Genomic DNA, 10235 nt, shown 5'->3' with positions numbered 1-10235 from the left:
GCCCGCCCGCGAGAGCAGGGAGGGCCACCCATCTCAGAACGGAGTGACACCCTCATGTCGCTGGACCACTACTACTTGCTCGGCCGCTCCGGCCTGCGCGTCAGCCGGCTGTCGCTGGGCACGATGAACTTCGGCACCGGCGGCTTCCACGCCGCGTACGGCAAGACCGAGGACGAAGCGCGCCCCATCTTCCGCCGCTACCTCGAAGCAGGCGGGAACTTCATCGACACCGCGGACTTCTACACCGCCGGCGAGAGCGAGACCATCCTCGGCAACCTCGTCGCGGAGGCCAAGGTGCGCGACAAGGTGGTGCTGACCACCAAGTTCACCAACAGCGTCGCCCCCGGGGACCCGAACGCGGGAGGCAACGGCCGCAAGCACATGATCAGAGCGGTGGAGGCGTCACTGCGCCGCCTGCGCACCGACTACCTCGACCTGTTCCTGCTGCACACCTGGGACCGGATCACCCCCGTCGAGGAGGTCATGCGAACGTTCGACGACCTCACCACCGCCGGCAAGATCCGCTACGCGGGCCTGTCCGACGTGCCCAGCTGGTACGCCGCCAGGGCCCAGACCTACGCCGAGGCCCACGCCCTCGCGCCCGTCGTCAGCCTGCAGCTGCCGTACTCCCTCATCGACCGGACGATCGAGCAGGAGCACGTCACCATGGGACAGACCCTGGGGCTCGGCATCACCGCCTGGAGCCCGCTCGGCGGCGGCTTCCTCACCGGCAAGTACCGGCCTGCGGACCGGGGCCTGGCCGGAGAGGGACGGCTCGGCGACGCGGGCCAGGCCGGGCCAGCGTGGACGGATCGGGACTGGCGGCTGCTGGCGGCGCTCGAAAGCGTCGCGGGCGAGCTCGGCGTGACGATGGCGCAGGCCGCACTGAACTGGGTCGCCACCCAGCCGGGGATCGCCTCGGCGATCGTGGGGGCGAGCAGCGCGAGCCAGCTCGACGCCAACCTGGGCGCGCTCGATTTCGAGCTGCCGGCCGAGCTGCGCGCCCGGCTCGACGAGGCCGGCACCGTGCCGCCCGCGTCGGTCTACCGGATGTTCACGCCCGGCTATCAGAGCTGGTTGGTCAACCCCGGCGTCAAGGTCGGCGACAAGCCCGCCGGATACGCCCCACCCGTGCGCAACTGGGCACCGGAGAACAGCGATTGACTCGACCCCCGAACACCTCATTGACAGGACCCCGGGGCCGACATAACTTCTCAGTATGGCTAATCAGAGTGGAATAGATATTCAGTACCCGAAGTTCGGCGCCGGCATCTGGCACTTCGGCCGCTACGTGGATCGCTATGCCACCGACGGATACGGCCCGCCCGTGACGACGTTGCAGGCCATTGAGCGAGCCGGCCAGGTCGGCGAGCTGTCCGTGGTCGACCTGACCTACCCCTTCGACCCGCCCGGCCTGACCGTGGACGAGGTCGCCGCCGCGCTCAAGAGCCAGGACCTGCGCGCCATCGCGGTCACGCCCGAGATCTACACCCGGCGCTTCTCCCGTGGCGCGTTCACCAACCCCGACCCGCAGGTGCGCCGCGCGGCGGTCGAGCTGGTCTCGGAGGGGGCCGAGGCGGCCAGGCGGCTCGGCTGCGACTACGTGAAGCTGTGGCCGGGGCAGGACGGCTGGGACTACCCGTTCCAGGCCGACCACGGCGAGCTGTGGCGATGGTCGCTGGACGCGGTGCGCGAGCTCGCGACGGCCTTCCCCGACCTGCGCTTCGCGATCGAGTACAAGCCGCGCGAGCCGCGCAACCGCATGGTGTTCTCCTCGATGGCCAAGACGCTGCTCGGCATCGAGGAGATCGGCCTGCCCAACGTCGGCGTCCTGCTCGACTTCGGGCACTCCCTGTACGGCGGCGAGTCCCCCGCCGACGCCGCCCGGCTGGCGATCTCGCGCGGCCGGCTGTTCGCCATCGACGTCAACGACAACTACCGGGGCTGGGACGACGACATGGTGGTCGGCTCGGTGCACCTGACCGAGACGTTCGAGTTCTTCCACGCGCTCACCGACGCCGGCTGGGACGGGGTCTGGCAGCTCGACCAGTTCCCGTTCCGCGAGGACTCGGTCGAGGCGGCCCGCGCCGGGATCCGCGTGATGAAGGCCATCCATCGCGCGCTCGCCCAGGTGGACCGGCAGGCGCTCGAAGCCGCCCAGCGGGCGCAGGACGCGCTGGGCGCGCAGCGGATCGCGCAGAAGGCCCTGCTCACGGTCATGGGCGAGGAATGATGGCGCTGCTGCCCGCGGATCCGGCCGCGGCGGCCGCGTACCGGGAGACCGCCAGGCGCATCCGCGAGAGCGCCGCGCCGCAGGCCGCCGCCGAGCTGGGCCGGATCGCCACCGACGTGCGCAGGAGCATCGTCACGATGATCGACCGGGCCGGGCTCGGCCACATCGGCGGGGACCTGTCCGTCACCGACATCCTCGTGACCTGCTTCTACGGCGTCATGTCCGTCGATCCCGAGCGTCCGCGCTGGGAGCACCGCGACCGTTTCGTCCTCAGCAAGGGCCACTGCGCGGCGGCGCTGTACTCCACGCTCGCCCACTGCGGCTTCTTCGCACCCGCCGAGCTGGAGACGTTCATGGCGCCGCTGTCGGCGCTGAACGGCCATCCCAACAGGGTCAGGGTGCCCGGCATCGAGACCAACACCGGCGCACTCGGCCACGGGCTGCCCGTCGCGACCGGCTGCGCGCTGGCCGCCAGGCTGGACGGCGTCCCGTGGCGCACGTTCGTCGTGCTCGGGGACGGCGAGCTCCAGGAGGGCAGCAACTGGGAGGCCGCCATGGCGGCCGCGCACCACGAGCTGGCCGGCTTGACCGCCGTCGTGGACCGCAACCGGCTCCAGCAGGGTGCGAGGACCGAGGAGACCAACCGGCTCGACTCCCTGGCCGGCAAGTGGCACAGCTTCGGCTGGGAGGTGCGCGAGGTCGACGGCCACGACCACCTCGCGCTGCGCCAGGCGCTGGCCGGCTCGGCGACCGGCAGGCCCGTGGCCGTCATCGCGAACACCATCAAGGGGAAAGGCGTGTCCTTCATGGAGGACCGGGTCGAATGGCACCACAAGGTGCCCGATCCCGCGCAGGTCCGGGCCGCGCTCGCGGAGCTGGCCGGATGACGGTGACCGAGGAGCAGGCCGTGTTCGACTGCCGGCAGGCGTTCGCCGGCGAGCTCATCGCGCTGGCCAGGCAGGACGAGCGGGTCGTGGCGGTCTGCAACGACTCCGTCGGCTCCAGCAACCTGGCGGGCTTCCGGGCGGAGTTCCCGCACCGGATGTTCAACGTGGGCATCGCGGAGCAGGACATGGTCGGCATCGCCGCCGGTCTCGCGAACGCCGGCAAGATCCCGTACGTGTGCGCCGCCGCGCCGTTCCTGACCGGGCGGGCGCTGGAGCAGATCAAGGCGGACGTCGCCTACAGCGAGGCGCACGTCGTCCTGTGCGGCCAGAGCCCCGGCATGGCCTACGGCGAGCTGGGCCCCACCCACCACTCCATCGAGGACCTGTCGTGGGTGCGGGCGATCGCCGGGCTCGACGTCATCGTCCCGTGCGACCCCGTACAGACCCGGGCCGCCGTCCGCTGGGCCGCCGCCTCGGGGCGTCCTTCCTACCTGCGCATCCCCCGCTTCAAGGTGCCCGAGGTGACGCCCGCCGACGCGCCGTTCGCCCCCGGCCGGGCGGTCGTCATGCGCGGCGGCGACGACGTCACCGTCATCGCGATCGGCTCGCTCACCTCGCGGGCGCTGCTGGCCGCCGACCGGCTCCAGGCCGAGGGAGTGTCCGTACGGGTGCTCAACATGCCCTTCCTCGACCCGCTGGACGAGGACGCCGTCGTCGCGGCGGCCCGGCAGACGCGCGGCATCGTCACCGCCGAGGAGGCCACCACCAGCGGCGGCCTGGGCGCGGCCGTGGCCGCCGCGGTCGTCTCCCTGCATCCCGGGCCGATGCGGATACTCGGCGTGCCCCGGGTGTTCGCTCCCACCGGGGACAACGGGTTCCTGCTCGACTATTTCGGGCTGTCCGCCGACGGCATCGCGGCGGCCGTACGCGATCTGCTCCGCCGTGGCTAGCGGCCCGCTGATCCTGGCCGTCGACCAGGGGACGAGCTCGACGAAGGCGCTGCTCGTCGACGGCCGCGGCGCGGTCGTCGCGCGGGGCGCGGCGCCGCTGACCGAGAGCCACCCGCGGCCGGGCTGGGTGGAGCAGTCGCCGGACGAGCTGTGGGAGAGCGTGCGCCGGGCCGTCGCCGCCTGCGTGGACCCCGCCCTGGCCGGGCGCGTCGCGGGCGTGGCGTTCAGCACGCAGCGCGAGTCGCTCGTGCTGTGGGAGCGCCACACTGGGCGGCCGGTACGGCCCCTCGTGAGCTGGCAGGACCAGCGGACCGCCGCCGACTGCGCCGAGCTCGCCGCCGAGGGCGCGGGCGACCTGGTCAGGGCGGTCAGCGGGATGCCGCTGGATCCGATGTTCTCCGCGCTGAAGGGACGCTGGCTGCTGGACGCCTGCGACCCCGACCGGCGGCGCTCCCTGGCCGGCGAGCTGTGCCTGGGCACCGTCGACTCGTGGCTGCTCAGCCGGTTCGGCGGCGAGCACGTGGTCGAGGTCGGCAACGCCTCGCGCACCCAGCTCATGGACGTCTCCACGGGCGGCTGGGACGAGCGACTGCTCGCCCTGTTCGGGATCCCGCGCTCGGTGCTGCCCCGGATCGTGCCCTCGTGCGGGCCCTTCCCGGCCGCCCGCGGCCTGCCGCCGCTGCCGGACGGGGTGCCGGTGCTGGCGGTCCTGGGCGACTCGCACGCCGCCATGTTCGCGCACTGCGGCTGGCGGCCCGGCGTGGTCAAGGTGACGTACGGAACCGGCTCCTCGGTCATGTCCATCGCCACCCCAAGCCGGTTCCCGGATCCGGAGCCGGACAGGGACGCGAGGCAGGACGCCGACGGGGCGGCCGGGCCGGGCAGGGGCGCGGGCCAGGACGCGGGCGGGACGGCGGGGCTGTGCCGGAGTGTGGCGTGGGACGTCGGCGACGGGCCGGTGCCGGCCGCGGAGGGCAACATCCGCGCGACCGGCCGCACCCTGACCTGGCTGGCCGAGCTGTTCCGCACCACGTCCGACGCGCTGCTGGCCGAGCTGGACGCCTCCCCGGACGGCGCGCCCGAGGGGGTGCGCTTCGTGCCCGCGTTCGGCGGCCTCGGGGCCCCCTGGTGGGAGCCGGAGGCCGAGGCCCTGGTCACGGGCCTGACGCTGGGCACCGGCCGGCCGCAGCTCGTCGCCGCCGCGCTGGAGGCGGTCGCGTTCCAGGTCGAGGACGTGGTCGAAGCCGTCGAACGAGTCTCGGGGCCGGTGGAGGTGCTGCTGGCCGACGGCGGGCTGACCCGCAGCGACCGGATGATGCGCCTCCAGGCCGACCTCAGCGGCCGCACCGTGGCCAGATCCGGCGAGCACGACCTGTCCTGCCTGGGCGCGGCCTGCGCCGCCGGTCTCGCGGCCGGCCTCTGGACCCGCGCCGGCCTGGAGGAACGGCGGCCGCCGGCGGACACGTTCCGGCCCGCGACCGCCTCCGCCGACCGCGACGCCAGGAGGGCCGCCTGGAGGGCCGCGGTCAGCCGCTCACTCCCCAGCCCGGCGGCGCCGCACCGGGCCGGCTCGCTCCAACAAAGATGAGTAATCCTCAAATGTGAAGAGTTTTGACACAGCCTTGTCACGATCACGGTAACGGTAGGTTGCCTCCCACTCATGCTCTGTTATGGTCCCGTCTTGTCCGCAATTGGGATGACCTTTACTTCCCTAGGAGGAGCATGAGGAGCACCAAGAAGGCAGCCGTCCTTACCGCAGCGGTGGCGGCCGCGACCGCACCCCTGCTGGCCCTCTCGACCCCGGCGATGGCCCAGCCCGCCACGACCCCCCAGGCCGTTCAGACCCAGGCGCTGCACTGGCTCTCCCTTGACGCGCTCAGCGGGACCAAGCTGGTGCAGCGGGTCAAGGAGCTGCTGGGCAAGGGCTACGTGCCCTCGGCACTGAACGTGACGAACGCGGCCAACCCGCAGTACACGTCATTGTGGGTCAAGGACACCGCCCGCAAGGTGAACGTCCTGCAGGGCCTGTCCGCCACCGACCTGCCCGCGCGCATCCAGGAGCAGCTGAAGGCGGGCTACCAGCCGAAGCTGATCACCGCCACCGGCTCGGGCCCGGGCGCGGTCTTCGCGGCGGTCTTCGAGAGGACCACGCAGCTGGTCAAGTCCGAGCTCAGCCTGACCAAGGAGACCTTCGCGAAGGTCAACGCCGAGCTCGCCGCCGCCGGTTACAGCATCGCCTCGCTGGACGTGTACGGCACGGTGGAGCGGCCCCTCTACGCGGCCGTCTGGGTGACCGGCGCCGTCGCGGGCACCGTCCAGGTGACCCTCGGCCAGACCGTCGAGCAGCGCGGGGCGGAGCTGCTGGCGAAGACCCGGCAGGGCCTGCGCCCGGTCCTCATGGCCGTCGGGCCCGGCAAGCTCTACAGCACCGTGTGGAGCAAGGGCAGCACGACCGGCCTGAAGGAGTACCTGAGCCTGTCGAAGGTGACCTACACGGTCAAGTCGGCACAGCTGAAGGCGCTGGGTTACCGGCCGCAGATCCTGAGCGCCGAGGACGGCGTCATCGCGTCGATCTGGAGCAAGAGCTAGGCGATCCGCAGGACGCTCGGCCCGCGATCGTGAGCTGAGTCCGGCACAGGATCAGTGTGCCGGACTCAGCTCCACGATAGTGCAGGTCAGCGCCGACCGCGCGCCCCCGGGACAGCCGACCGGACCGGGTTAAGGCCCGACCGCATAGCCGCTGGTCCAGGCATCGGCGGCCGGCGGGTCAGCCTGCTGTCTGGGCCTCCTTCTTGCGCGCCCGGTAGGCCGCCGCCTTGACCTTGTTGCCGCAGGACTCCATGCCGCACCACTCCCGGCGCCCCCCGCGCGAGCGGTCGATGAAGATCTTGGTGCACTCCGGGTTGGCGCACTCCTTCATCAGCGGCACCTCCGGCCCGCTGAGCAGCTCGACGGCGTGCCGGGCCACGGTGGACAGCGCCTGCGCCGGGGTCGCCTCCACCCACCGTCCCTCCGCCGTGAGCTGGGGTGCCGCCGGAGGCCTGCGGGCCGTCTCGTTCACCAGGGACAGGGCCTCGGCGTCGTACCCGTCGCCGGCGAGCCGCGCGGTGACCAGCTCGTAGATCGCCTCCCGCACCTCCACCGCCAGGGCGAGATCCGACTCCTCACAGGGGGCGAGGGCGTCCACCAGGCCGGACTCCACGTACCAGGCGCCGAGCCGGTCCGGGGCGTCGAGCGTCTCGAAGGGCGCCGTGCGGCGCGCGCGCAGCGTGCAGGCGAGGTCGAGCGCGGGATTGCCACACAGGAACACATGCTTCACATCACCAGCTTGACAGGTGACGCCAAGTCCCGCAATCGCCGTCACCACTTGAGCCGGTGATACTCGCCTTGCTCTTGCCCCCGGCCACGGTCGCTTTATGATCGTTTGATCGACCCCCTCGACGAAGGGCACCCCCGTGGCCGGCACGTCAGACGAGATCGACACGACCCGACCCAGCATCGCCAGGGCCTACGACGTGGTCCTGCGGGGCAAGGACAACTTCGAGGTGGACCGCGCCTTCGTCGCGGAGATCGTCAAGGTCGTCCCCGAGATCTACGACGTGGCGACCTACAACCGCCAGATGCTGGGCCGCGGCGTCCGGTTCCTGATCGAGCAGGGCATCACGCAGTTCCTCGACCTGGGCTCGGGCCTGCCGACCGTGGAGAACACCCACCAGGTGGCGCAGCGCGCGAACCCCGACGCGCGCGTGGTCTACGTCGACAACGACCCCATGGTGCGGGCTCAGGGCAAGGCCCTGCTGGCGGAGAACGAGCACACCGCCGTGGTCACCTCCGATCTGCGCGACCCGGCGGCGATCCTCGGCGACGAGGCCGTCAAGCGGCTCGTGGACCTCGGCCGGCCGGTCGGCGTGCTGCTGGTCGGCATCCTGCACCACCTGCACGACGACGAGGATCCGCAGGGCATCGTCGACGCCTACATGGCCGCGGTCCCGTCCGGCAGCCACCTGTTCATCACCCACTTCTGCGCCTCCAGCCAGGAGTCGCGGGAGGCGGAGCAGAAGTACCTCGCGCTCCTCGGCACCGGCAGGTTCCGCACCGTCGCGGAGATCACGTCCTTCTTCGACGGGTACGAGCTGGTGGAGCCGGGGGTCGTGCCGCTGCCCGCGTGGCGTCCCGAGACCGCCGTGCCGGAGGAGCTGACGGTGGGGCAGCGTCTCATGTTCGGCGGCATCGCCCGCAAGCCCTGACCCGAAGCGGGTGGGGCGGCGGGGTCACCCGCGGCTCAGCGGGCGGACCCGTCCTGGCGCACGAACAGGGCGGGTGGCGGTCCACCCACAGCTCCTCGTCCAGGTGCTGATCGCGCCATTCCGCCGGCGGGCCGGCCAGCCAGTCGTGGCCGAAGATCGCGTACGGGTAGTCCGCGCGGCCGCCCTCCAGCTCGTACTGGCCCAGATAGTCCATCCACGGCCGCCACAGCGGCCCGTTCGACACCACCAGGTACGACGCCGCCAGCCCCGGCGAGTGCAGCCAGCCCCGCATGATCCGCGCCTGGAACATGTCCGTGATGGGGGGACGGCTTCGCCTCGTAGGCCGGGCAGATCAGGTGCCGCGCGACCGCGACGTGCGCGCCGGCCGGGACCGTCATCCGGCGGCTCACGTCGTGCCAGATGTCCGCCACGACCGGGTCCGCCGCCAGCTCCTCCGGCTCCGGCCGCCGCAGGGTCAGCCAGCTCAGGTAGGCGCGCAGCCGGTTGCTCTTCCGGCATCTGAGCAGGTGGAACGCCTCCGGGCTGCGGTCCAGCCAGAACCGGACGGACGCGGCGGCGAGCTCGCCGTGGGTCTCGTGCGCCATGGTGACGAGCTCGTCGTGGTCGGCCGGGGTAGCCCTGGCCGCGCGTACGTCCTCCTCGCCGCCCTGGAGACGTACCGGTGCGCGACCCCGCCCCGGCGGCGCAGATGGCCGATCGTCCGCATGACCGCCGCGCTCGCGTGCGGCTCGCGGGCGTCGCGCAGGAGCTCGCCCATGACGTAGCGGCGGATCCGCCGGTGCATCCGCTCGTACCCCGCGGGGTCGCGCCACCTCAGGTGGTGGTCGAGGGCTTCGCGCAGCACCCCGTTGATCTCCAGGCCGTGGTGGCCGTCTCGACGTACGGCTGCGCGCCGAGCCAGTCGAACAGCTCCTCCGCCCGCCCGGCTGGCACCACCGCCCGGAGGAGGTCCTCGGTGGTGTGGCGCGCGTGCGCGCACACGACGGCGCTCGGCGAGCGTGGCTGCCGCCGGAATGGCCGAGCGCATGAGGGGGTGCCGGAACGTCACCGCACCCAGGCCGAGCTCGATCAACCGCGCATCGACGGCCGGCGCAAGGACGTCCAGCGCGAGTGCGTCCAACGCGTGGGCACCCGGCCCGACGGCGCCCGGCTCGGCCGCCGACCTCAGGATCAGCCGCGTGGCCGCGAGCGTTTCCGCGGCCGAGTCGCTCTGGTTGAGCGCCGCGACGAGCAGCGCGGTACGGGTCGGCGCGGGGAGGCCGGGAGCCGCCGTGTCCAGGAGCTCGGCGGCGGCCTCGTCGGAGAGCCGCTGGACGGCCATCGGGAACAGCCCGGCGTCCAGCATGGGCGAGCGCTCACCCTCCCTGAGCGTCGCGACGAGGACGACGGGCTCGGACTCGATCCGGCGTGCCACGAAGGCGAGGACGTCCACGCTGGCGCGGTCGAGCCAGTGCACGTCCTCCGCGACGACCAGCAGCGGCCGGTCGGCGGCCACCTCGGCCAGCAGGGTGAGCGCGGCCATGGCGACGAGGTACAGGCTGGGATCGGTCGCCTCGGCGAGGCCGAGCGCGCTGCGCAGGGCGGCGCGCTGCGGCGCCGGCAGCGCGTCCACGCCTGCCCTGACCGGGTGCAGCAGCTGGTGCAGCCCTGCGTAGTCGAGGTCGTGCTCGGCCGGTACGCCCGTCGTGGTCAGCACCCGCAGCCCAGCGGCCCGCGCCGCGGCGACCGCCTCCGCCACGAGCGTGGACTTCCCGATGCCGGCCTCGCCCCGGATGAGAACGCCGCTGTGGTCCCCGGCCCCGTCGATGAGCTCGGTCAGGATCTTCAGCTCGGCTTCCCGCCCGAACAGCCGCATGGCGCGGCACCTCCCCCCAAGGCGTACGCGAGTCCTGACCGC

General features: G+C 72.5%; 10 protein-coding genes. 7 read left to right on the top strand and 3 right to left on the bottom strand.

Features of this window, described 5'->3' with window-relative positions; genetic code table 11:
* Positions 1-54 precede the first annotated feature (54 nt).
* The 6 genes from ETD85_RS04555 to ETD85_RS04530 all read left to right on the top strand — a co-directional run bounded on the left by ETD85_RS04555 (position 55) and on the right by ETD85_RS04530 (position 6659).
* Positions 55-1164, top strand: coding sequence for an aldo/keto reductase (locus tag ETD85_RS04555; protein WP_138688315.1), 1110 nt, complete (start codon positions 55-57; stop codon positions 1162-1164).
* A 55-nt stretch (positions 1165-1219) separates the two neighbouring features.
* Entirely contained in the window at positions 1220-2233 is a 1014-nt protein-coding gene (locus ETD85_RS04550; protein ID WP_138688314.1) for a sugar phosphate isomerase/epimerase family protein, read from the top strand.
* Positions 2230-3120: a transketolase gene (locus ETD85_RS04545; protein WP_206058073.1), complete on the top strand. Its 891-nt coding sequence runs from the start codon at positions 2230-2232 to the stop codon at positions 3118-3120. The genes ETD85_RS04550 and ETD85_RS04545 overlap by 4 nt, the downstream gene beginning before the upstream one ends.
* Positions 3117-4070 carry a transketolase family protein gene (locus ETD85_RS04540; RefSeq protein ID WP_138688313.1) on the top strand — a complete coding sequence of 318 codons (954 nt, stop codon included), beginning with the start codon at positions 3117-3119 and terminating at the stop codon, positions 4068-4070. Before ETD85_RS04545 ends, ETD85_RS04540 begins: the two co-directional genes overlap by 4 nt.
* Positions 4063-5658: an FGGY family carbohydrate kinase gene (locus ETD85_RS04535; protein ID WP_138688312.1), complete on the top strand. Its 1596-nt coding sequence runs from the start codon at positions 4063-4065 to the stop codon at positions 5656-5658. The genes ETD85_RS04540 and ETD85_RS04535 overlap by 8 nt, the downstream gene beginning before the upstream one ends.
* A gap of 134 nt (positions 5659-5792) precedes the next feature.
* Positions 5793-6659 (top strand): hypothetical protein, encoded by an 867-nt coding sequence (locus ETD85_RS04530; protein ID WP_138688311.1) that lies wholly within the window; start codon positions 5793-5795, stop codon positions 6657-6659.
* Between the two features lie 178 nt (positions 6660-6837).
* Here the strand turns inward: ETD85_RS04530 and ETD85_RS04525 are convergent, their stop codons facing one another.
* Entirely contained in the window at positions 6838-7389 is a 552-nt protein-coding gene (locus ETD85_RS04525) for a CGNR zinc finger domain-containing protein (protein WP_206058072.1), read from the bottom strand.
* A 136-nt stretch (positions 7390-7525) separates the two neighbouring features.
* Between ETD85_RS04525 and ETD85_RS04520 the strand changes: the two genes are divergently transcribed.
* On the top strand, positions 7526-8317 hold the full coding sequence (locus ETD85_RS04520) for an SAM-dependent methyltransferase (protein ID WP_138688309.1): 792 nt from the start codon (positions 7526-7528) through the stop codon (positions 8315-8317).
* Here the strand turns inward: ETD85_RS04520 and ETD85_RS04515 are convergent.
* Positions 8286-8627 carry a hypothetical protein gene (locus ETD85_RS04515; RefSeq protein ID WP_138688308.1) on the bottom strand — a complete coding sequence of 114 codons (342 nt, stop codon included), beginning with the start codon at positions 8625-8627 and terminating at the stop codon, positions 8286-8288. The two genes, ETD85_RS04520 and ETD85_RS04515, sit on opposite strands and share 32 nt — an antisense overlap.
* A 174-nt stretch (positions 8628-8801) precedes the next feature.
* Positions 8802-10193, bottom strand: coding sequence for an ATP-binding protein (locus ETD85_RS04510; RefSeq protein WP_138688307.1), 1392 nt, complete (start codon positions 10191-10193; stop codon positions 8802-8804).
* Positions 10194-10235 lie beyond the last annotated feature (42 nt).

It is taken from the genome of Nonomuraea zeae (genome assembly GCF_005889725.1).
In the GTDB taxonomy this organism is placed as follows: Bacteria; Actinomycetota; Actinomycetes; order Streptosporangiales; family Streptosporangiaceae; genus Nonomuraea; species Nonomuraea zeae.
The sequence above is the reverse complement of the archived record's forward strand: the minus strand, read 5'-3'. Positions and strand labels throughout refer to the sequence as shown.